This is a genomic window from Streptomyces sp. NPDC020983 (assembly GCF_044333485.1).
GTDB lineage: Bacteria > Actinomycetota > Actinomycetes > Streptomycetales > Streptomycetaceae > Actinacidiphila.
Genome location: NZ_JBIRRA010000005.1, coordinates 546,874 through 567,038, shown reverse-complemented (window position 1 = coordinate 567,038; position 20,165 = coordinate 546,874). Strand labels below are relative to the sequence as shown.

The window sequence follows — 20,165 nt, the reverse complement described above, 5'->3', positions numbered from 1 at the left end:
CCGCCCGCCGCCGGGTCAGCGCCGCCGGGCCAGCACCAGGCGCGCCCGGGGGCTGCCGTCGGGGCGGCGGCCGAACGCGGCCAGGGGGGAGAGGGCGACGTCGAAGCCGGCCGCAGCGAGGTCGGCGCGGACGGCGGACAGCGGGAAGGTGCGGTAGTACATGACGAACGGCGGCCGGCGCAGGGCGTTGCGCACGCGCATGGCCGCGTCGAAGCCCGCGAAGGCCCAGTACCAGGGCGACCGCACCGGCGGCGGGGCGCCCACGGGGAAGGCGAACAGGCCGCCGGGCCGCAGCGCCCGGTGGACCTGCGCGAAGAGGCCGGGCCGCTCGGCGGGCAGGAAGTGGCCGAAGGCGCCGAAGCTCACGGCCAGGTCGAAGGCCCCGGCGAAGGGCAGGGCCCGCGCGTCGGCCCGTACCCACGCCGGCCGCGGCCCCCGCGCGGGCACCGCGGCGGCGCGGGCCCGGGCGAGCATCCCGGCGCTGAAGTCGGCGCCCGTGACCTGCGTGCGGCACAGCGGCGCGAGCACCCGCACTCCCGCGCCCGTACCGCAGCACAGGTCGAGCCCGGCGTCGAAGGGGCCGAGCGGGGCGAGCGCGGCGGCGGTCGCGTCCAGGATGCGGTCGGGGGTGCGGAAGGGGGTGGCGTCGAAGGCCGGGGCGAGCAGGTCGTAGCCGTGCTCGACGGACGACAGCGCCTGGACCGCGAGCTCGCGCAGGGTGGGCCCCTGGGGTGAGAACACCCGTCCAAGGATAGGCGGGCGGCGGCCGCCGCCCGTGCCCCGCGCGGGGCGCTCACCTGCCCCGGCGGCGCTCCCGGGCGGCGTGACTGCGCAGCGCCCGCAGGAAGTCGACCTCGCGGAAGGCCGGCCGGTGCGCCTCGCAGAAGTACAGCTCGGCGTGAGCGGCCTGCCACAGCGGGAAGTCGGACGTCCGCTGCTCGCCGCTGGTGCTGGTCACCAGGCCGGGATCGGGGTGCCCGGCGGTCCCCAGGTGCCGGGCGATGTCGCCGGGCCCGACGGCCGCCGCGGCCTCGGCGAGCGAGCGGCCCGACTCGGCGTGCTCGCTGAGCAGCCCGCGCAGCGCGCCGACGATCTCCTGGCGGCCCCCGTGGCCGATCGCGAGGGTCACATGGTGTTCGGCGCGGGCCCGGCCCGCGCCGACGGCCTCCCGGAGCGCGTGCGCGGTGCGGTCGGGCAGCACGGACAGGTCACCGGCGACATGCAGCCGCCAGCGGCCGCCGGGGCGGGCGGGCCGCCCGGTGACGACCTGGGCGACCAGGTCCGTGAGGAAGGCGGCCTCGGCCTCACTGCGGCGGGCCGGGTTCTCGGTGGAGCAGACGAAGACGGTGACGTGGCGGATACCGAGTGACGCGCACCAGCCCAGGACGTCGTCCACGTGCCCGGCGCCGGCCCGGTGGCCGGGGCCGGGGGCGGCCGGTCCCGCCCTGCGGGCCCGGCGGCGGTCGCCGTCCATGACCAGTCCGACGTGCCGCGGCAGCACGCCGCCGCGGAGCCCGCGGCGCAGCCTGCGGGCGTAGAGGGCGTACACCGGTGTCGTGAGCCGCACGGCGGTCTCCCCTTCCCTGGCCCCGCGGTCTCCCGCGGCGCTTCCTGGGTGCTCCCCTTGCTTCCTGCCGGACCGAAGACAAGAACGAGCGGACCGTGCGCAGGATGTGCCCGCCGCGGGCGGCACCGCGGCACGGACGGGTGCCGGGCGCCTGGGAACGCGGCCAGGGGGTAGACGGCCCGTGAGGGCGGGGTCCGCCCCGCCACCTGCCGCGGGCGCGTGCCCGCTCCCCGAAGACGTGATGAGGCCCGAGGTGAACTACCCAATGGAGATGGCCGCCCAGGGGCCGGCCACCGGAAGTCCGCTGTGGGATTTCGCGACCGTTCTGGTGATCGCTTTCTCGCTCGCCACCATCGTCAGGCTGCTGCGCAACAAGCAGTGAGCGACGGCGCCGTCACGGACACGGCCGCCGCGGGAACCGGAGTGGCGGATCCGGGGCCCGACCTGGCACGCTCTGCTGAACGACCGCGGCGAGACAGGCCGCGGCCGGGACGGAGAGGAGGTGGCGTCCGTGGCGATGGAGGACGAAGGCGTGGAGGCGGGCGTCTACTACTCCGAGCAGTTCGGCCGGGTGTGGATGATCGCCCTGCAGGGTGACTTCGACCTGGACCGGCTGGGCATCGTGCAGAAGGTCACCGAGCAGGCGCTCGCCGCCTTCGACGGCCCGATCGTGTTCGACCTGGCACTGGTGTCCTTCTGCGACTCGGCGCTCCTCAACCACCTGGTGCGCACCGCGGCCAGGCGGCCGACGGCCCTGGTCCACCTCAGCACCGCGGTGGCGCGCCTGCTCGAACTCACCGGGGCCGGAGCCGTGTTCGCCGCCTACGAGGACGTGATCGCCCGGGCTTCCGACCCCGACCCGGACCCCGACCCCGACGCCGGCTCCGGGGCGTAACCGGCCGTCCGCCTCCCCGGGGTGCCGGTGTGACGCCGACCGCGCGGGGTGACAGACTGGTCGCGAGGGATCACCGGAGGACCGCGCCAGGAGGGCTGTAGTGAGGATCGCTCGCAGTGTGGCGAGCCTCGGCCCGGTCGACGTCGGCGACCACGTCTGCTGGGTGGTGCCGCAGCCCGGTGACTTCCAGCGCGCCGCCAGCGGCTACCTGTCCGACGGCACGGACCTGGGCGACAAGATCATGGTCGTGGGGGCGTCGGCGCCGGCGTGGCTGGAGTTCCGTCCCCCTTACGGACTCCTGGTGGACCCCGCCGCGGTGCACGGCGGCGTACGCTGGGACACCGACGCACTGGTGGCGCTGGTGCGGCAAGAAGCCGAAACGGCGGATCGGCAGGGTTTCAGGGCCCTGCGGGTGCTGGCGCAGATGGACCGCATATGGCCTGCCGGCATCACCGCCGAGCAGGTGGCCGACCAGGAGCTGCGGCTGGACGCACTCACCGGCGGGGCCGCGGCCATCGTGGTCTGCGCCTACGCGGGTCCGCGTTTCGCACCGGAGGTCCTGGAACAGGCGGCGAGCGTGCATCCTCATTTCGCGGGAATCCCCGCGCAGGCGCCCTCGTTCCACATGTTCAACGAGGCGGCGGACTGCTGGAGCCTGAGCGGTGTGGTCGACGCCGACGGCGCGGGGGCCTTCCGCGTCGCCGTGACCGGTCTGCTGCGGACTCTCGCGACACTGCGGCTGCGCTGCGACCGCCTGCAGCTCATGGACGCCGTGGGCATGCAGACCCTCGCCGAGGCGGCGGCCGCGCTGCCCGGCCGCAAGATCGTGCTCGAACGCGCCAATCCCACCGTGCGAAGGTGCTGGGAATTGCTCGGCTACGACGATCCCGCCGTCCCCGCGGAGCTGGTGCCGTGAACGCACCCCGTGCAGCCGGGCCGGGCGGCGCCGCGACGCCCGCTTTCCGCCACGAGCTCTACGCGTACAAGGGCGACTCCGCCTTCCTGCAGGGGGCGGTGTCCTTCATCGAGGACGCCCTGGCCGCCGACGAGACGGTGCTCGTCGCGGTGGGCGACGACAAGCGGCGCATGCTGCGCGAGGCGCTCGACGGGGACCGCGCGGGGAGGCAGGTGTCCTTCGTGGACACCGGCGCTCTGGGCCGCAATCCCGGACGGCTCATCCCCGCCTGGCACGACTGGATCGCCAAGAGCGTCAGCGACGGCCTGCCCGTACGGGGGATCAGCGAATCGCCCTGGGGGACGGCCACCCCCGCCGAGCGGGGCGAGCTGCGCTACCACGAGTGGCTGCTGAACCTGACCTTCGCGGCCTCACCGGCGTGGTGGCTGCTGTGCCCCTACGACGTGACCACCGTCGAGGCGGCCGTCCTGGACTCCGCGCGCCAGTGCCACCCCTTCCAGCTCGCGGACGGCGCGCACGGGCACAACCCCGCCTTCTCCGACGAGCCATTCCGCTTCGACGACCTCGCCCCGGCCTGCGGCCCGGCCCGGAGCGTGCGCTACGCCGCCGGGGAGCTCGCGAAGGTCCGCGAGGCGGTGGCGGAGTGCGCCGCCCGCTGCGGGCTGCGGGGCACCCGGCTCCAGGAGCTGCTGGTGGCGGCCACGGAGGTGGCCGCGAACAGCATCCGGCACGGCGGCGGGTCCGGCACCCTGCGCACGTGGGGCGACGGCGACCTGCTCGTGTGCGAGTTCCGGGACGCCGGGCACATCACCGACCCGCTCGTGGGCCGCCTGCGCCCGGCCCCCGGCCAGGGCGGCGGCCGGGGCCTGTGGCTGGTCCACCAGCTCTGCGACCTGGTGCAGATCCGGTCGACCCCGCAGGACGGCACCACCGTACGGCTGACGACGGCACTGCGCTGAGCCGCGGAGCCCTCACGGCCGGGCGCCGTCCAGACCGTCCCGCGGCGGTTCCAGGCCGTGGACCGTGGTCAGCTCGGTGAGTCCGCAGATGGTCAGTACGGGGCCGAGCAGGGCGGGGGCGACGATCTCGATGCGGTTGGCCCGGACGAGCAGCTCGTTGAGCCCCGCGCTGTCGAGGTACTCCACGGCGCTCAGGTCGACGACCAGCGGACCGGGTCCCAGGCCGAGGGCCCGGTCCGCGGCGGCGGCGAGTTCGGCGCAGTTGCTCATGTCGACCTCGCCGGCGGCGGACAGCACCACGGCGCCGTCCGGGCGGGTTCTGAAGCTGAGGCTGATGGGCGTGGTCATCGGCTGATCCTCGTGTGCATCGCGACGGTGGTGCCGCCGGCGTCCGACGTGACGGTGACTTCCTGCATCAGCGCCCGCATGAGGAGGAAGCCGCGGCCGCGCTGCGGGTTGGCCTCCGGGCTGGGGGTCCGCCAGCCCCCGGTGTCGGACACCGTCAGGTGCATGGCGTCGAACCCCGCCTCCGCCCGCAGGCGGACGGTGTCGCCCGGTGTGTCGCGGTGGCCGTGCTCCACGGCGTTGGCACACGCCTCGCCGACGGCCACCAGAACGTTCTGCACCGTCTGCGGCGGGAGCGCGCACTGGTGCAGCCAGTTGCGCAGCGCCCGCCGCACCGGGGCGAGCTGCGCCGCGTCGGCGGGAAAGGCCACGTTCAGCGGTGCCGGGTGCCGGTAGAGCAGCAGCGCGACGTCGTCGTCGTAGCCGCCCGGCGGGGCCATGCGGTCCATGATGCGCGCCGCCAAGTCCTCGACGCCGATGTGCCGCCCCTCGCGCACCGCGGAGCCCGCCCGGTCGATGCCCTCGGTCAGCGGCCTGCGGCGGCGCTCGACGAGGCCGTCGGTGTACAGCAGCAGCGTCGCGTGCGGCGGCACCTGGGCCTCCGCGCACGGGCGGGAGGCGGCGGGGTGAACCGCCAGGGGGGTGGAGCGCCCCTCGTCCAGCAGCCGGACGCCCCCGTCGGGGTCGACCAGCACCCCCGGCGGGTGGCCCGCGCTGGAGTACGCCAGCCGGCCGCTGGCGGGGTCCAGGACCCCGCAGAAGACGGTGGTGCACATCGCCCCCGGCAGGCCGGCGGCGAAGCGGTCGAGCGCGAGGAGCACCCGGTCGGGGCGCGGGTCCTGGAGCAGCAGCGCGCGGCAGGCGCTGCGCAGCTGGCCCATGACCGCCGCGGCCTGCAGGCCGCGGCCGACGCAGTCGCCGACCACGATGCCGATGCACCCGTCGGCGAGCACCACCGTGTCGTACCAGTCGCCGCCGACCTCCAGCGGGCGGGCCGCGGGCTCGTAGCGCACGGCGAAGCCCTCCGGCAGCTCGGAGGGGCCGAGGATCGCGCGCTGGAGCGCGAGGGCCGTCTCCCGCTGCTGGTCGATCTGGTGGGCACGGGACAGGCCCTGCGCCACGTGCCCGGCCAGCAGGGACAGCAGGTGGTGGTCCTGGTCGGTGAACGGCCGGTGCCGGCCGAGGTCGAGCCACAGCACCAGCGGCCCCCTCGGGTGCTCCAGGCGGACCGCCACACCGCCGCCGTCGTGCGCCCGGAGCACCCGGGGGCTCAGCGAGGGGCCGTCGCGCAGCGCCGCCAGGGCGTCGCGGTGCCCGGGCTCCAGGGCGTCCCAGTCCGCAGTCGTGCCGAGCGCGGTCGGCTCGGGCCGGCCGCCGGCGGGGAAGAGCACCGCCAGGCCGCGGCGGGCCCGCCACAGGCCGGCCAGCTCCCCGAGTGCGGCGTCGACCGACTCGGCGGTGCTGTCGGCGCGGGCCAGCCGTACGGTCAGTGCCGCCACCGCGGTCTCGCGCTGGATGGCGTAGCGCTCGGCGGTGACGTCGCGGAAGGTGCCGACCGTCATCCGGCCGCCGCTGACCGGGTCCTGGACGCGGGCGAGGCTGGCCGACACCCACAGCCGCCGCCCGTCGCGGTGGTACAGGGGCAGCACGTGGCTGCTGCCGCCGGCCCGGGCGGCCGCGCCGGTGAAGGCCTCGGCCACCAGCCGGTGGCCGTCCGGGTCCGCGGTCGCGTCCGGCCACCAGGGCTGGTCCGGGGCGTACGGCAGTTCCTCGGGCCCGAAGCCGAGCAGGTCGGCGAAGGCGGCGTTGACCTCGACCACGGCGCCGTCCTCGTCGCACACGAAGAACGCGTCCTGCATCGAGTCCGTCAGCGCGGTGCGCCACCGGGCGTGCTGGGTGCGCAGCCGCGCGAGGTCGACGTTCGCCCGGACCCGGGCCAGGAACTCGGCAGCGGAGAAGGGCTTGACGAGGTAGTCGTCCGCACCGGCCTCCAGGCCCTCGACGGACGCCTCCTGCCCGGCGCGCGCGGAGAGCAGCAGGACCGGAACGCTGGAGGTGCGCGGCGACGAGCGCAGCGTCGCCACCATCCGCAGCCCGTCCATCACCGGCATCATCACGTCGGCGACGAGCAGGTCGGGGGCGCGCGAGTGCACCTCCTCCAGCGCCGCCCGGCCGTCCCCGACCGTGCGGACCCGGTGGCCGGCGCCCCGCAGCAGCCGGGAGAGGTACTCGCGCATGTCGGCGTTGTCGTCGGCCACCACGACGTCGACGGGGTCGCCGCGCCCGGTGCCGCCGGCCGGGCCGGGCGGGTCGACGGGCGCCTCCGGCCCGCCCGGCGCCTGCGGGTCCGGCAGCCAGCGCAGGGCCTCCTGCACGTAGGGCTCGGCCACGGAGGGCACCGCGTGGCCGCCGTCGCCCTCGGCCACCGCGTCCTCGGGCAGGTGCGCGTGCCCGTAGGGCAGCCGGACGGTGAAGGAGGTGCCCTCGCCCTCCCGGCTGGTGGCGCCGATCGTGCCGCCGTGCAGGGCGACGAGCTCGCGCACCAGCGCCAGTCCGATGCCGCTGCCCTCGTGGGAGCGCGCGCGGGCCTTCTCCATCCGGTGGAAGCGCTCGAACAGCCGGGGGATCTCGTGCTCGGGCAGCCCGATGCCCGTGTCGGCGACGGTCACGACCGCCTCGCCGTCCCCGTCCCGGACGGTGAGCCGGATGCCGCCGTCGAACGTGAACTTCAGCGCGTTGCTGAGCAGGTTGAGGACCACCTTCTCCCACATGGTGCGGTCGAGGAAGACCGGTTCCGGCAGCGGGTGGCAGTCCACCTCGAAGGACAGCCCCGCCCGCTCGACGGCCGAGCGGAAGACACTGGCCAGCTCCGCGGTGAGCGCCGCCAGGTCGGCGCCCTCGTAACGGGCCTGGAGCCGTCCGGCCTCGATGCGGGAGAAGTCCAGCAGGGTGTTGACGAGCTTGCCCAGGCGCATCCCGTTGCGGCGGATCACCTCGACCTCCTCGCGCACCCGGGGGTCGGCGCCGGCCAGCCGGGCCTGGAGTTCCTCGGCCGGCCCCATGATGAGTGCCAGCGGGGTGCGGAACTCGTGGCTGACGTTGGAGAAGAAGGTGGTCTTGGCGCGGTCCAGCTCGGCCAGCTCCTCGGCCCGCCGCGCCTGCGCCCGGTAGCTGCGGGCGCTTCCGATGCCGGCCGCCAGGTGGGAGGCGACCAGCTCGACGAAGCCGCGGGTGGCCTCGTCCGGCCGCCGGTAGCGGTTCAGCCCGGCGACCAGGAAGCCATAGGGCGTGCCGCCCTGCTGGAGCAGCGGGACGACCAGTGCCTGGGCGGGCGGGCGCGGCCAGGGGCCGGCCGGCAGGTCCGCGAAGGCCGGCCCGTCCAGGGCCACCACCGCGGTACGGGAGGCCGCCGCCTCGCCGACCGGCCACACCGCCTCGGGGTCCGCGGCGGCCCCGGCCGGCAGCCGGGCGGGCGCCGCCGGGTGTCCCGCGGCCAGGCCCGTCGCGCCCGCCAGTTCGGCGCCGCCGTCCTCGCCGAAGAGGTAGGTCAGGGTGAAGGGCAGGTCGCGGTCGTTGCGCGCCAGCTGCCGGGTGGTGAAGGCGAGGGTCTGCTCCTCGGTGCGCGCCACGCTGGGGTCGGACCCGAGGTCCCGCAGCGTGGCCATCCGGCGCTCGCCGATGACGCGGTCGGTGTCCTCCCGCACCACGCACAGCATGCCGACGACGGCGTCCGCGTCGTCCCGCAGCGGGCTGTAGGAGAAGGTGTGGTAGGTCTCCTCGGGGTATCCGGAGCGCTCCAGCACCAGCAGCAGCGCCTCGTCCCAGGTCGCCTTCCCGGTGCTGAGGACGCCGGAGATGCGGTGACCGATGTCGTCCCAGATCTCCGCCCACACCTCGTTCGCCGGACGGCCCAGGGCCCAGGGGTACTTGCGGCCCAGGGTGTCGCGGCGGTAGGCGGCGTTGCAGAAGAAGGTGAGGTCCGGGCCCCAGGCCATCCACATCGGGAAGCGCGAGGACAGCAGGATGCCGACGGCGGTGCGCAGGCTCTGCGCCCAGGTCCGCGGCGGTCCCAGCGGTGTCGACGCCCAGTCGACGGCCGCGAGGTCCCGGTGGATCTCGTCGTCCCCGGCGAACACCCCGTCGCCGTCCTCCGGCAGGCCCTCCCCGAACCGCTGATCCGCCACGCCCGCCCCTTTCCGTCCTGCCGTCGCCTACGATGACTGTCTGCCCGCTGATCGCGACCCAAACTGACCGGCCCCCGAAGGCGTGAACGGCGCGACGCGGGACAGCAGTGACCAGGAGGAGGAACCGTGAGCGATCCCGATCCTGATCCCGTGCTGACCGTCACCTCAGGTCCCCATCCGGCAGGCCCGACCCTCATCACGGTCGCCGGTGAACTGGACTTCTCCACCGCGGCCGACCTGCGCGACGTCATCCACGAGACGCACTTCACCCCGGTGGGCGTGGTGATCGACCTCACCGGCGTCGAGTACTGCGACTCCACGGGCATCACGGTCCTCGTCACGGCCTCCCAGCAGGCCGCGAAGGCGGGCTCGCCGCTCGCTCTCGCGGGGCTCAGCGACAGCCTCCAGCGGGTCTTCGGCATCGCCGGGCTCTACGAGGTCTTCTCCTCCTACCCCACCGTCGACCAGGCCGTCGGAGCCCTCTGACCCGCGCACCGCTCCCCCGCGGGCCGCAGGGGCCTCAGACCACCGGCAGCACCACCTCGATCCGCTTGCCGCCGGGCACCTCCTCCACCAGGACCGAGGTGGCCAGGCGCAGCACGATGGGCCAGCCGAACCCGCCCGCCCGGGAGGTGTCCTCGCCCAGCTCCCTGCGGGCCTCCGGCAGGTCGCTGCTGGTGTCCTCGACCTCCAGCCACAGGCCGGACCCGTCCCGTGTGACACCGACCCGCAGCGCGACCAGGCCGCCGCCGTGCCGCAGCGCGTTGCTCACCAGCTCGGAGACGACCAGCTGGGCGTCGGTCCTGGCGCGCTCCGTGTGGCCGGCGACACCCTCCAGCACCCGGTCCACGGTCCGGCGCGCGACCGCGGCGGGGTGCTCGTCGGCGCTGACCCGGGTCTCGGTCAGGAGGAACGGATGGGCGGTCATACACGGGCCCCGATCAGGTCGGTACGGCAACTGGTGGACGGATCGGCTCGGATCGTACGGCCCCCTGCCGTGAAGGGCCACGACTGGTCGACTTCCCTGTACTGCGGCTCATTACGCGTGGCCGGCCCCAAGGCACCGCCGGACGGCGGCAGGTCATGCCGTAGTCTCCTTCGGACCGGGCGAATCGAAAGGGGTGCGCCATGGCGCAGGACACGTCGGACCGGCTGCTGAACCTCCTGACGGGTGGGCAGGCCGACTTCGTGGAGCAGTGGATACGCACTGTCACGTCGTCGCTCGCAGGCCGGCTCACGCCGGCCGAGGTCCAGCAGGACCTCACCGAGCTGTACCAGGCGCTGCTGGTCGCCGTACGGCGCGGCGGCACGGCGACCAGGGGCGAGGAGTACGGGGAGGTCCGGAGCCTGCTGAGCGAGCTGTCGCGCAACCGCGCCCGCCAGGGCTTCACCCCGACCGAGACGGCGATCAGCCTCTTCGCCCTCAAGGAGGTGCTGGAGCCGGCTCTGGCCGAGAAGGCCGACCTCGCGGCGTTCCTGGAGTTCTCGCGGGTGCTCGACGACCTCGGCCTCTACACCGTCGAGGTGCACGCCAAGGCCCGCGAGGAGATCATCGCCGCCCAGGCCGAGCAGCTGCTGGAGCTCTCCACGCCGGTGGTCAAGCTGTGGGACGGCATCGTGGGCGTCCCGCTGGTCGGGACGCTGGACTCGGCGCGGACGCAGGTGGTGATGGAGAAGCTGCTCCAGTCGCTGCTCGACCAGAACGCCACCCACGCGATCGTCGACATCACCGGTGTCCCCTCGGTGGACACCCAGGTGGCGCAGCACCTGCTCAAGACCGTCGTCGCCGCCCGCATGATGGGCGCGGAGTGCATCGTCTCGGGCATCAGGCCGCAGATCGCCCAGACCATCGTCGCGCTGGGCATCGAGTTCGGCGACATCACCACCAAGGCGACGCTCGCCGACGCGCTGCGGCACGCGCTGCAGCGCATCGACACGGCCCCGGCCGCGGCCCTGACCGGCGGCCGGGCATGACCGACCGGGTACCCATACTCAAGATCGGCGACGTCCTGCTGGTCTCCATCCAGGTCGACCTGGAGGACCAGATGGTCCTGGACCTCCAGGAGGACCTGTCGCAGCGCATCGTCGACACGGGTGCGCACGGCGTCGTGATCGACATCTCGGCGCTGGAGATCGTGGACTCCTTCGTCGGCCGGATGCTGGCCACCGTCGCGGCCATCTCCCGGGTCCTGGGGGCCGAGACGGTCGTCGTGGGCATGCGGCCCGCCGTTGCCATGACGCTGGTGGAGCTCGGGCTGTCCCTGGGCGGGGTGCGCACCGCGCTGAACCTCGAGCAGGGGATCGGTGCGCTGCGCCGGGCCCGGGAGCAGGGCTCGGTAGGCCGGTGACGTCCGGCGTCGAGCCGGTCGAGGAATCGGCGGCAGAAGAGTCCCCCATCGTCGCCAACGCCGACGTGGTCAGGGCGCGGCAGACGGTCCGCGCCCTCGCGCAGCAGGCCCGGCTCTCGCTGGTCGACCAGACGAAGCTGGTCACCGCGGCGAGCGAGCTGGCGCGCAACACCCTGACCTACGGCGGCGGCGGGAGCATGCGGGTGAGCATCGTCACCAGGGGCTTCAGGAGCGGGGTGAAGGTGACCTTCCGCGACGAGGGACCGGGCATCGCGGACCTGGAACTGGCCCTGACCGACGGCTGGTCGTCGGGCAAGGGCATGGGGCTGGGCCTGAGCGGGGCGCGGCGGCTGGCGGACGAGTTCGAGCTGGTGTCGGAACCGGGCCGGGGAACGTGCGTGGTGGTCGTCAAGTGGGCGCGGTGAACGCCGCCTCGCCGGCGGAGGCGGGCGAAGTGCTGTGGCTGCGGGTCGACGAGGGGCTGGCCTCCGCCGGACGGCGCGAGGCCGCCGGCCTCGCCCGCCGGGTGGGGCTCACCGAGGGCCGCGCGGCCGATCTCGCGCTCGCGGTCACCGAAGCGGCCACCAACCTGCAAAAGCACGCCGACGACGGCGCGCTGGCGCTGCGGATCACCACCTTCGGCGGCCGCGCGGCCGTCGAACTGCTGGCGCTGGACAGCGGGCCCGGCATCGCCGACATCAGCGCGGCGCTGCGCGACGGCTCGTCGACCACCGGGACGCTCGGCGTCGGGCTCGGCGCCATCCGCCGGCTCGCGGACCGATTCGCCCTCCACACCCTGCAGGGACGCGGGACCTGCCTGTACGCCCGCTTCACCGCGCCGGATGCCGGCGGGGCGCAGCCGCGCCCGTCCGCGCGCTTCAGCGGGCTCACCCGCCCCATCAGCGGCGAGACGCAGTGCGGCGACACCTGGGCCGTACGGGAGGAGCGGGACGCCGAGGGCGTGCCGCACCTGCTCGTCATGATGTGCGACGGACTGGGGCACGGCCCGCTCGCGGCACGCGCGGCAGGGGAGGCGCGGACGGCGTTCCGGAACAGCCGGGCGGCGGATCCGGCCGAGGTCCTCGCCGACGTCCACGCCGGTCTGCGCGGCACACGCGGTGCCGCGGTCGCGGTGGCGCGGGTGGACCCGGAGGTCCGCAGGGTGTCGCTGTGCGGGGTCGGGAACATCGCCGCCTGCGTGCTGGGAGCCGAGACCCGGCAGCCGCTGACGTCGCTTCCGGGTATCGTCGGGCACAACTTCCCCCGGCTGCAGACCTTCGGCGCCGCCCTGCCCCCCGGCCACGTCCTGGTACTGCACTCCGACGGGCTGAACAGCCGCTGGCAGCCGGCGCAGTTCCCGGGGCTGACGGCGCAGTCGCCGGCCGTCGTCGCGGCCCAGTTGCTGTGGCAGGCGGGCACCCGGCGCGACGACGCGGGCGTCGTCGTCGTCGAGGTGCCCACATGACCCCGGCGGCGGACGGCGAGGACCCCCTCGTCGTGCTCTCGGCGGCCGTGACCAGCGACCGGAAGATGCTGGCCATGCGCAGGGACGTCCACGAGGCCTGCCGCCTGCTGGGCCTGTCGGAGGCCGAGACCGTCCGGCTGGCCACCGTGGTGGGCGAGGTGGGCCGCAGCCTGCTGGGGGCCCGGGGGCTGACGGGCCGGCTCGCCCTGGTCGAGGCCGAGCAGCCGCTGGTCACCGCCGTGTTCGGCTGGTCGGACGCCGTACGGCCCCCGCACGGCGCGCTCGACGCCGCGCGACGGCTGCTGCACAGCTGCGAATGGCGCGAGACCCCGTTTCCCCGGCTGATTCTCGGGCAGCCGCTGGAGGTGACGACTCAGCCGCTCGCCGAGCGAGCTGCCGAACTGCGCAGGGAGCTGATGGGGCTGGGCGGTGTCGACGTGGCGGAGGAACTGCGGAGCCAGAACCACGACCTGCTCGCGGCGCTGCAGCAGGCCCGGGCCCACCAGGAGGAGCTCCAGCGGCTCAACCAGGAGCTGGAGGAGACCAACAGCGGCGTCATGGCGCTGTACGCGGAGCTGTCCAGCGAACTGGAGGCCACCAACAGCGGCGTGGTGGCCCTGTACGCCGAACTGGAGGAGAAGACCCGGGAGCTGAGCCTGCTCAACGAGGCGAAGACCCGTTTCTGGGCGAACGTCAGCCACGAGCTGCGCTCCCCGGTCAACGGCGTCCTCGGCCTCACCCGCCTGCTGCTCGCGACGGGCGCCGACCCGCTCACCGACGAGCAGGTCCAGCAGGTCCAGATGATCGCCTCGGCGGGCAGCACGATGCTGGCCCTGGTCGAGGAGCTGCTCGACGTCGCCAAGGCGGAGTCGGGACGGCTGGAGCCCGAACTGGTGCCCGTGGACCTGCGGATGCTGCTCCACCAGATGCGCGGCACGCTGCGCGGGACCGCCGCCCCGGGGGTGTCCCTGGTCTTCCCCGAGGACACGCCGCAGGAGCCGGTCCTCACCGACGAGGTGATGGTCACCCGGATCCTGCGCAACGTGCTGTCCAACAGCCTGAAGTTCACCGTGCGCGGCGAGGTCGCCCTCGGGGTCGAACGGGTGGAGCGGGAGGGCCGCCCGTGGTGCGTGCTGACCGTCACCGACACCGGTATCGGCATTCCGGCGGAGGAGCAGGTGCGGGTGTTCGAGGACTTCTACCAGGTCCGCGGCCCGCACCAGCGCGCCCACTCCGGCACCGGGCTCGGCCTGCCGTACGCCCGCCGGCTCAGCGAACTCCTCGGCGGCCGGATGATGCTCGACAGCACCCCCGGCGAGGGGACCCGGGTGGTGGTCGAGATCCCCGCGGGTCCGGGCTCGGCGGCCTCGTCCGGTGCTCCCGTGGCGGCTCCCTTCCGGCTGGACCTCCTCGTCGTCGTCGACGACGACCCCGCCTTCCGCGCGAGCGTCCGGCCGGTCCTGTCCGAGCTGTCCCGCGAGGTCGTCGAGGTCGGCGACAGCTCCCAGGCCGTCGCGGTGATACGGCGCCGGCGGCCCGACGCGGTCCTGCTCGACCTGGTCATGCCGCCGCCCGACGGCTACCAGCTGCTGGAGCGGCTGGCCGCCGACCCCGGGCTGAACGGCGTGCCGGTGATCGTCCTCACCGCCAACGACCCCTCGGGCCTGGAGAACTCCCGGCTCGTGCACGCGCAGGCCGTGCTGGGCAAGACCCACCTGTCCGCCAGGCGGCTCGCGGACGTGCTCGCGCCCGTGCTCGCGCGCCGTCCCGCGGACGACGGGATGGTGGAGCGATGACGGGGGCCCCGCCGGAGGACGGCGCGGGGGCGACGGTGCTGCTGGTCGACGACAACCCGACCAACCGCTACGTGCTGGGCACCTACCTGCGCCGGGCCGGTCACGAGGTGGTGGAGGCCGAGGACGGCGGCAGCGCGCTGGAGCTGCTGCGGCGCTCGCCGGCCCTGCCGGAGCTGGCCGTGATCGACGTGCGGCTGCCGGACATGACGGGCTTCGAGGTCTGCGAGTCCGTCAAGGCCGATCCCCGCACGGCGCGGCTGCCGGTCATCCACGTGTCGGCGTCCGCCATCAGCGTCACCGACCGGGCGCAGGGGCTCAACCGCGGCGCCGACGCGTACCTGACCGAGCCCGTCGCCTCCAACGAGCTGCTGGCCACCGTCGCGGCCGTGCTGCGCTACGCGCGGGCCCGGCAGCGGGCCGAGACCCTCGCCGACCGCCTCAGCCAGCTCAACAGCGTGACGCTCGACTTCTACCACGCCGACGACGTCGCGGACCTGGCCGCGCGGGCCGCCTCGGGTGCGCGGCGGATGTTCTCCACCGACGCGCTCGTGGTGATCCGCACCGCCGAGGACGGCCTGGTGCAGATGATCGGCACGCAGGACGGCACGGCGCCGGCCGTGGCCGCCGAGCGGTTCGCCCGCGAGGTCATGCGGCTGCAGTCGCGGGGCGACGCGGGCCTGCGGCTGGAGATGGTGCCGGCGGGCCGGCTGGCCGGCACCGACCCGCTGACCGGCGGCGCCCGGGCGCTCGCCGTGGCCTCCGCGCGGGTCAAGGGCACGGGGTCGACGGCGGGCGTCGTCCTGCCGCAGGACGCACTGGGCGACGACGACCACGAGGTGCTGACCCAGCTGGCGCACGCCTGCGCGCTGTCCCTGGAGGCGCTGCGCTCCTACCGGGAGGAGCACGCCCTGGCCCTGACCCTGCAGCGCACCTTCCTGCCGGCCTCGCTGCCGGCCACCCCGCTCGCCGAACTGGCCGTGCGCTACCTGCCGGCCAGCCAGACCGCGGAGATCGGCGGCGACTTCTACGAGGCGCTGCCGGTGGACGGCGGCCTGCTGCTCGCGGTGGGCGACGTGGCCGGGCACTCGCTGGACGCCGCCGTGGTCATGGGGGAGATCCGGCACGCCCTGCGCGCCTACGCGCTGGAGGGCCACGACCCCGCCACGGTCCTCTCCCATCTGGACCGGCTGCTGCGGCAGGTCGACTCGCCGGCGGGCGCGACGCTGTGCGTGGCGCTGGTGGAGGAGTCCGGGCGGGCGGTCCAGGTGGCGAACGCCGGGCACCTGCCGCTGGCCGTCCGGCACCCCGGCGAGAAGGCGTATTTCGTGACGGACCACGGACCCATGCTGGGGCTGGGACTCTCCCACCCGCCGGCGGTCCGCGTCCCCGTCCGGCCGGGCACCCAGCTGGTCATGGTCACCGACGGCCTGCTGGAGCGGCGCGGCGGCGACCTGGACGAGGCGATGCAGCGGATGCTGCGGGTGCTGAGCGAGGCCCCGCAGGACGCGGAAGAGGTCTGCGCGTCGCTGCTCGCCTGCTTCCCGCCCGACGGCCAGGACGACGTCGCGCTGATGGCCGCACGCCTGCTCTGACGCGGCGCGGCGCGCAGGGGGGAGCGCGCCGCCGGGAAAGCGCTCTCCGTGCCCCCGGTGCCCGGGACCGCCACGGGCGGCCGGAAGCCGCAGGACGGCGGCGGCGTGCGCGGGCGGGCGGCCTATTCCCGGGATCGGTGTGCACTTTCCCTCACCGCGATCAAACGGAACCGTCATTCCTGATGGCTTATCCTTGTTCCGGAATGATCGTTCCGCTTCACCTCTGAAGGAGTTCCATGGCGTCCGAGACCCGGCGCACGCACCACCAGGTCACGTTCGCGGTCCTTGCGGCGGGTGTGACCGCGTACTCCCTGCTCCAGTCGCTGGTCACGCCGGTGCTGCCGACGATCCAGGAAGACCTGCACACCAACCAGAACACCGTGACGTGGGTGCTGACGGCGTATCTGCTGTCGGCCTCGATATTCACGCCGATCATGGGCCGCATCGGCGACATGATCGGCAAGGAGCGCGTCTTCGTGGCGACGCTCGGCGCGCTGGCCGCCGGCTCGCTGCTCGCCGCGCTCGCGACCAACGTCCAGACGATGATCGTCGCCCGGGCGATCCAGGGCATCGGCGGCGGCGTGCTACCGCTCGCCTTCGGCATCATCAGGGACGAGTTCCCGCGCGAGAAGCTCAACGGCGCCGTCGGCATGATCGCCTCGCTGCTGGCGGTCGGCGGCGGTCTCGGCATCGTGCTGGCCGGCCCGATCGTCAACGCGCTCGACTACCACTGGCTGTTCTGGCTGCCGATGATCCTCACGCTGGCCTCGGCGGTGGCGGCCTTCTTCTTCGTCCCCGAGTCGCCGGTGCGCACACCCGGCCGGATCAGCTGGGCGCCCGCGGTGCTGCTGTCGGCATGGCTGGTGGCGCTGCTGGTCGCCCTGAGCGAGGCCCCGACGTGGGGCTGGGCCTCGGGCAAGGTCATCGGCCTGATCGTCGCGGCCGTGGTGCTCGCGGCCGGCTGGGTGCTCGTCGAGAACCGCGCGGCCACCCCGCTGATCGACATGAAGATGATGGCCCGCCCGGCGGTGTGGACCAACAACCTGGTGGCGCTGCTGGTCGGCGTCGGCATGTACGCGGTCTTCGCCTTCCTGCCGGAGTTCGTGCAGACCCCGAAGTCCACCGGCTACGGCTTCGGCGCGAGCATCACGCAGTCCGGCCTGATCCTGGTGCCGATGTCGGTGATGATGTTCGTGGTCGGCCTGGGCAGTAACACCCTGTCCAACCGGATCGGCGGCAAGAAGGTCGTCTTCATCGGCTCGCTCGTCGGCACCGTCTCGATGGCGCTGCTGGCCTTCGCGCACACCAGCACCTGGGAGCTGTACGTGGCCACCGGCGTCATGGGCGCGGGTTTCGGCCTCACCTTCGCGGCGATGTCCAGCCTGATCGTCAGCGCGGTCCCGCCGGCCCAGACCGGTGTCGCCAGCGGCATGAACGCCAACATCCGCACCATCGGCGGCTCCATCGGCGCCGCCCTGATGGCCAGTGTCGTCACCGCGAGCCCGGCCGCCGACGGACTGCCGCGGGAGGCCGGCTACACGCACGGCTTCGCGATGCTCGGCGGGGCACTGCTGATCGCGGCGGTCGCCGCGCTGCTCATCCCGGTGGGCCGGCGCACCACCCGGATCGACTTCGCCGACGAACCGCAGCACCCGGAGCTGGCGATGGTCCCGGGAGGTACGGTCGTGGGTGACAAACCGGAATGAGCTCGGGCGGCGGGGCCCGCGGGAGTGAGTGAGCGACGATGACTGGTCATGCGCGCACCAGGGACCGGGGACCCGGGCAGGCGGCACCGCACCCGGAAACGCCGCACGCACCCGCCGCGGTGTCCGGGCCCGGCCCGGACACCGCGGACGCCCGGGAGGACCTCCGGGAGCCCGGCCCGCAGGAGGTCCGGCCGGCCCGGCCGATACGGCGCGACGCCGCACGCAACCACCAGCTGGTGGTCGAGGCGGCGCGCGAGGTCTTCTCGGAGTTCGGCACCGACGCCAGCATGGAGCTCATCGCCTCGCGCGCGGGTGTCGGCGTCGGCACCGTCTACCGGCGCTTCCCGAACAAGGAGGCGCTGGTCGACGAGATCGCCGGGCTGATGCTCAAGGAACTGGCCGAGGTCGCGCGCCGCTCCCTCGCGCTGCCCGGCGGGGCGGGGCTGGAGGCCTTCCTGCGGGTCATCGGCCGCTCGCTGAGCGAGCACCGGGGCTACGCCGACAAGCTCGTCGGTCACAAGGCCTCCTGCGTGGAGGTGCTGCGCGACCGGATCACCGAACTGCTCGTCCAGGCGCGGGAGGCCGGCCAGGTCGCCCCGGGTGTCGAGCTGGGCGACGTGATGGCGCTGATCTGGGGCCTGCGCGGCATCGTCGAGACCAGCGGGGCGGTCGTACCGGACGCCTGGCGGCGGCACCTGGACATCCAGCTCGCGGGCCTGCGCTCGGTGACCGTCCCGGCGGACAGCCCGCCCGCGGTCACCCGCGAGCAACTGCGCCGGATCGGCACCGCGACGGCGGCCGCCCGGCACGCGCCGGCGCACCCGCGCGGCTGAGGCCGCGCGCGGGCCCGGCCGCTCCGTGAGCCGGGCCGGAACGCGGGAGCGGCACGCCGGGGACGGCGTGCCGCGCGATCGGGGGGCGGTCAGCCCTGGCGGGCCTTCGCCCGCGGGTCCTTGCGGTTGATCACGTAGACCTTGCCGCGGCGGCGGACGATCTGGGCGCCCGGCCGGTTCTTCAGCGACCGCAGGGAATTGCGTACCTTCATTTTCCGGCCTTTCTCCTCGTATGCCGGCCAGCCGGTCATACTTTGTCGTGCACGCACCACAACGGCGGCAGCCCCGCGTTCATTCCGCACGGCGCCGCGCGTACGGAGGGCACGTATGAGCCAGGACTCCACCGCCGGGGACGACGACTTCTCCCCCGGTTACTCCAGCCCCGACTTCTCCAGTCCGGACTTCTCCGGCCCGGACGACACGATCGGCGACTTCAAGGTGCCGGACTTCACCGTCCCGCCCTTCGAGGGCCCGGACTACGAAGCCGAGGACGCCGACGACCTCGTTCCCGACGAGGCCGGGTTCTCCCGGCCCGGCTACTCCAGTCCCGACTTCGGCTCGCCGGACGACACCGGCGGCGGACGGACGGACTGATCCTCAGCCGCGCCGCGGCGGGCCCTGCTCCAGCGCGGCGGCCGCGGCGCGGACGACCGCCGCGGTGAGTGCGGCCAGCGGCGGCGAGTCGAGCTTCCACTGCTGCCAGTAGAGCGGGACGTCCACCGGCCGCTCCGGGGCGAGACCGGTCAGCGACCCCGCGGCCACGTACGGAGCGGCCTGCCCGTCGGGGATCGCGCCCCACCCGAGGCCGGCGGCGACCGCGGCGGCGAAGGACTCCGACGCGGGCACGTACGTCCGCGGCTGGCCGGTGGTACGGCGGCCGGGCACCAGACCGCGCAGGAAGGCGTCCTGGATGTCGTCCTTGCGGTCGAAGACGACCACGGGCGCGGCGGGCAGCGTCTCGGCCAGCGGTCCGTGCGCGAGGTGGCGCGCGGCGAAGGCCGGGGCCGCGTACGCGCGGTAGGTCATCCGGCCGAGCGGGCGCACGGAGCAGCCCTGCACGGGCTCCGGCGACGACGTGACGGCGGCCATCACGCGCCCCTGGCGCAGCAGCAGCGCGGTGTGGTCCTGGTCGTCGCGGTGCAGGTCGAAGCAGACGTCCGCGGTGGCGGCGGCCTCGGCGAGCGCGGGCAGGAACCAGGTGGCGAGCGAGTCGGAGTTGACGGCGACCGGCAGCGTCGCGGGCCCGGTGGCGCCGGCCAGCCCCAGTTCCGCGCCCGCGTCCTGCTCCAGCCGGGCGAGCTGCCGCCCGAAGCGCACGACGACCTCGCCCGAGGGTGTCGGGCGCACCGGCTTGGAGCGCAGCAGCAGCACGCGCCCGGTGCGCTGCTCCAGCGCCTTGACGCGCTGGCTGACCGCGGAGGGCGTGACGTGCAGCCGCTCGGCCGCCGCCTCGAAGGTGCCTTCGTCGACGGCTGCGAGCAGGGTCCGCACCTGGTCCAGCGGGAGTCCATCAGTCATCACATTCGCTAATCTTACCTAAGAAAGCTGAGCTGGACTGA

Annotated in this window: 21 protein-coding genes; 14 read left to right on the top strand and 7 right to left on the bottom strand. The window is 74.4% G+C overall.

Features of this window, described 5'->3' with window-relative positions:
* Positions 1–15: 15 nt before the first annotated feature.
* On the bottom strand, positions 16–741 hold the full coding sequence (locus ACH4SE_RS14135) for a class I SAM-dependent methyltransferase (protein ID WP_398543626.1): 726 nt from the start codon (positions 739–741) through the stop codon (positions 16–18).
* 52 nt (positions 742–793) lie between these two features.
* Positions 794–1,567, bottom strand: a complete 774-nt coding sequence (gene uppS, locus ACH4SE_RS14130) for a polyprenyl diphosphate synthase (RefSeq protein ID WP_398543625.1) — start codon at positions 1,565–1,567, stop codon at positions 794–796.
* A gap of 253 nt (positions 1,568–1,820) precedes the next feature.
* On the opposite strand from uppS, the gene ACH4SE_RS14125 reads away from it, so the two are divergent.
* From ACH4SE_RS14125 to ACH4SE_RS14110, 4 genes are all read left to right on the top strand, one after another.
* Positions 1,821–1,949 carry a hypothetical protein gene (locus tag ACH4SE_RS14125; protein WP_398543624.1) on the top strand — a complete coding sequence of 43 codons (129 nt, stop codon included), beginning with the start codon at positions 1,821–1,823 and terminating at the stop codon, positions 1,947–1,949.
* Positions 1,950–2,084: 135 nt separating this feature from the next.
* Positions 2,085–2,462 carry an STAS domain-containing protein gene (locus ACH4SE_RS14120; RefSeq protein ID WP_398543678.1) on the top strand — a complete coding sequence of 126 codons (378 nt, stop codon included), beginning with the start codon at positions 2,085–2,087 and terminating at the stop codon, positions 2,460–2,462.
* A 100-nt stretch (positions 2,463–2,562) separates the two neighbouring features.
* Positions 2,563–3,378, top strand: coding sequence for an MEDS domain-containing protein (locus ACH4SE_RS14115; protein ID WP_398543623.1), 816 nt, complete (start codon positions 2,563–2,565; stop codon positions 3,376–3,378).
* Positions 3,375–4,337: an anti-sigma factor RsbA family regulatory protein gene (locus tag ACH4SE_RS14110; protein WP_398543622.1), complete on the top strand. Its 963-nt coding sequence runs from the start codon at positions 3,375–3,377 to the stop codon at positions 4,335–4,337. The genes ACH4SE_RS14115 and ACH4SE_RS14110 overlap by 4 nt, the downstream gene beginning before the upstream one ends.
* 12 nt (positions 4,338–4,349) lie before the next feature.
* Here the strand turns inward: ACH4SE_RS14110 and ACH4SE_RS14105 are convergent, their stop codons facing one another.
* A complete protein-coding gene (locus ACH4SE_RS14105) occupies positions 4,350–4,685 on the bottom strand; it encodes an STAS domain-containing protein (protein WP_398543621.1) in 336 nt (111 codons plus the stop codon).
* Complete coding sequence (locus ACH4SE_RS14100; RefSeq protein WP_398543677.1) at positions 4,682–8,683, bottom strand: SpoIIE family protein phosphatase; 4,002 nt, start codon at positions 8,681–8,683, stop codon at positions 4,682–4,684. The genes ACH4SE_RS14105 and ACH4SE_RS14100 overlap by 4 nt, the downstream gene beginning before the upstream one ends.
* A gap of 309 nt (positions 8,684–8,992) precedes the next feature.
* Here ACH4SE_RS14100 and ACH4SE_RS14095 point away from each other — a divergent pair, with 309 nt between their 5' ends.
* Entirely contained in the window at positions 8,993–9,352 is a 360-nt protein-coding gene (locus ACH4SE_RS14095) for an STAS domain-containing protein (RefSeq protein ID WP_398543620.1), read from the top strand.
* 34 nt (positions 9,353–9,386) lie between these two features.
* Here the strand turns inward: ACH4SE_RS14095 and ACH4SE_RS14090 are convergent, their stop codons facing one another.
* Entirely contained in the window at positions 9,387–9,794 is a 408-nt protein-coding gene (locus ACH4SE_RS14090; RefSeq protein WP_398543619.1) for an ATP-binding protein, read from the bottom strand.
* Positions 9,795–9,994: 200 nt separating this feature from the next.
* Here ACH4SE_RS14090 and ACH4SE_RS14085 point away from each other — a divergent pair, with 200 nt between their 5' ends.
* The 8 genes from ACH4SE_RS14085 to ACH4SE_RS14050 all read left to right on the top strand — a co-directional run bounded on the left by ACH4SE_RS14085 (position 9,995) and on the right by ACH4SE_RS14050 (position 18,606).
* Positions 9,995–10,840, top strand: a complete 846-nt coding sequence (locus tag ACH4SE_RS14085) for an STAS domain-containing protein (protein ID WP_398543618.1) — start codon at positions 9,995–9,997, stop codon at positions 10,838–10,840.
* A complete protein-coding gene (locus ACH4SE_RS14080) occupies positions 10,837–11,214 on the top strand; it encodes an STAS domain-containing protein (RefSeq protein WP_398543617.1) in 378 nt (125 codons plus the stop codon). The genes ACH4SE_RS14085 and ACH4SE_RS14080 overlap by 4 nt, the downstream gene beginning before the upstream one ends.
* Positions 11,215–11,261: 47 nt before the next feature.
* A complete protein-coding gene (locus tag ACH4SE_RS14075) occupies positions 11,262–11,639 on the top strand; it encodes an anti-sigma regulatory factor (RefSeq protein ID WP_398543676.1) in 378 nt (125 codons plus the stop codon).
* Positions 11,627–12,679: an ATP-binding protein gene (locus ACH4SE_RS14070; RefSeq protein ID WP_398543616.1), complete on the top strand. Its 1,053-nt coding sequence runs from the start codon at positions 11,627–11,629 to the stop codon at positions 12,677–12,679. Before ACH4SE_RS14075 ends, ACH4SE_RS14070 begins: the two co-directional genes overlap by 13 nt.
* Entirely contained in the window at positions 12,676–14,475 is a 1,800-nt protein-coding gene (locus tag ACH4SE_RS14065) for a hybrid sensor histidine kinase/response regulator (protein ID WP_398543615.1), read from the top strand. The genes ACH4SE_RS14070 and ACH4SE_RS14065 overlap by 4 nt, the downstream gene beginning before the upstream one ends.
* Complete coding sequence (locus tag ACH4SE_RS14060; RefSeq protein WP_398543614.1) at positions 14,472–16,067, top strand: SpoIIE family protein phosphatase; 1,596 nt, start codon at positions 14,472–14,474, stop codon at positions 16,065–16,067. The genes ACH4SE_RS14065 and ACH4SE_RS14060 overlap by 4 nt, the downstream gene beginning before the upstream one ends.
* A gap of 236 nt (positions 16,068–16,303) precedes the next feature.
* Positions 16,304–17,773 (top strand): MFS transporter, encoded by a 1,470-nt coding sequence (locus ACH4SE_RS14055; RefSeq protein ID WP_398543613.1) that lies wholly within the window; start codon positions 16,304–16,306, stop codon positions 17,771–17,773.
* 38 nt (positions 17,774–17,811) lie between these two features.
* Positions 17,812–18,606, top strand: a complete 795-nt coding sequence (locus tag ACH4SE_RS14050; RefSeq protein ID WP_398543612.1) for a TetR/AcrR family transcriptional regulator — start codon at positions 17,812–17,814, stop codon at positions 18,604–18,606.
* A gap of 89 nt (positions 18,607–18,695) precedes the next feature.
* Here ACH4SE_RS14050 and ykgO read toward each other — a convergent pair whose 3' ends face one another.
* On the bottom strand, positions 18,696–18,818 hold the full coding sequence (gene ykgO / locus ACH4SE_RS14045) for a type B 50S ribosomal protein L36 (RefSeq protein WP_398448540.1): 123 nt from the start codon (positions 18,816–18,818) through the stop codon (positions 18,696–18,698).
* A gap of 115 nt (positions 18,819–18,933) precedes the next feature.
* Here ykgO and ACH4SE_RS14040 point away from each other — a divergent pair, with 115 nt between their 5' ends.
* A complete protein-coding gene (locus tag ACH4SE_RS14040; protein WP_398543611.1) occupies positions 18,934–19,200 on the top strand; it encodes a hypothetical protein in 267 nt (88 codons plus the stop codon).
* A 3-nt stretch (positions 19,201–19,203) separates the two neighbouring features.
* On the opposite strand, the gene ACH4SE_RS14035 is transcribed toward ACH4SE_RS14040, so the two are convergent.
* The gene (locus ACH4SE_RS14035) at positions 19,204–20,124 is read right to left on the bottom strand and encodes a LysR family transcriptional regulator ArgP (protein ID WP_398543610.1); all 921 of its coding nucleotides are present in this window, start codon (positions 20,122–20,124) and stop codon (positions 19,204–19,206) included.
* Positions 20,125–20,165: the final 41 nt, after the last annotated feature.

What these genes read in the sequence shown, in the direction of transcription:
- ACH4SE_RS14120 (WP_398543678.1), top strand. Translation starts at nt 2,085, where the DNA reads ATGGAGGACGAAGGCGTGGAGGCGGGCGTCTACTACTCCGAGCAGTTC.
- ACH4SE_RS14105 (WP_398543621.1), bottom strand. Translation starts at nt 4,685, where the DNA reads ATGACCACGCCCATCAGCCTCAGCTTCAGAACCCGCCCGGACGGCGCC.
- ACH4SE_RS14100 (WP_398543677.1), bottom strand. Translation starts at nt 8,683, where the DNA reads ATGTGGATGGCCTGGGGCCCGGACCTCACCTTCTTCTGCAACGCCGCC.
- ACH4SE_RS14090 (WP_398543619.1), bottom strand. Translation starts at nt 9,794, where the DNA reads ATGACCGCCCATCCGTTCCTCCTGACCGAGACCCGGGTCAGCGCCGAC.
- ACH4SE_RS14085 (WP_398543618.1), top strand. Translation starts at nt 9,995, where the DNA reads ATGGCGCAGGACACGTCGGACCGGCTGCTGAACCTCCTGACGGGTGGG.
- ACH4SE_RS14080 (WP_398543617.1), top strand. Translation starts at nt 10,837, where the DNA reads ATGACCGACCGGGTACCCATACTCAAGATCGGCGACGTCCTGCTGGTC.
- ACH4SE_RS14065 (WP_398543615.1), top strand. Translation starts at nt 12,676, where the DNA reads ATGACCCCGGCGGCGGACGGCGAGGACCCCCTCGTCGTGCTCTCGGCG.
- ACH4SE_RS14060 (WP_398543614.1), top strand. Translation starts at nt 14,472, where the DNA reads ATGACGGGGGCCCCGCCGGAGGACGGCGCGGGGGCGACGGTGCTGCTG.
- ACH4SE_RS14055 (WP_398543613.1), top strand. Translation starts at nt 16,304, where the DNA reads ATGGCGTCCGAGACCCGGCGCACGCACCACCAGGTCACGTTCGCGGTC.
- ACH4SE_RS14050 (WP_398543612.1), top strand. Translation starts at nt 17,812, where the DNA reads ATGACTGGTCATGCGCGCACCAGGGACCGGGGACCCGGGCAGGCGGCA.
- ykgO (WP_398448540.1), bottom strand. Translation starts at nt 18,818, where the DNA reads ATGAAGGTACGCAATTCCCTGCGGTCGCTGAAGAACCGGCCGGGCGCC.
- ACH4SE_RS14040 (WP_398543611.1), top strand. Translation starts at nt 18,934, where the DNA reads ATGAGCCAGGACTCCACCGCCGGGGACGACGACTTCTCCCCCGGTTAC.
- ACH4SE_RS14035 (WP_398543610.1), bottom strand. Translation starts at nt 20,124, where the DNA reads ATGACTGATGGACTCCCGCTGGACCAGGTGCGGACCCTGCTCGCAGCC.